At 36.0% G+C, this 278-nt stretch carries 1 pseudogene; it reads left to right on the forward strand.

Going from position 1 to position 278, the window contains the following annotated elements:
- Positions 1-278: pseudogene (locus H5993_RS09250) on the forward strand (hypothetical protein); the annotation flags it as partial.

Genomic DNA, 278 nt, shown 5'->3' on the forward strand with positions numbered 1-278 from the left:
TTACGGTAGCACTAATCGTCTTTTATGGAATTACGATGATATAACAGGCATAAAAACAGGTTATACTGATGCCGCTGGTGGCTGTCTTGTCGCTGCTGCTGAAAAAAATGGTAGTGCATTAATCGCTGTCGTTTTGAAAACAGCTGATAGTAGAGCTAGATTTACAGAAAGTAGAGCTTTGCTTGATTTTGGTTTTAAACAAATCGCTTCACAACAAACTATAAAACCTGAAGAATTAACCAATACAATTTATGTTCATGGAGCAAATGTTTCTAAAG

The organism is Limosilactobacillus alvi (assembly GCF_016900115.1).
In the GTDB taxonomy this organism is placed as follows: Bacteria; Bacillota; Bacilli; order Lactobacillales; family Lactobacillaceae; genus Limosilactobacillus; species Limosilactobacillus alvi.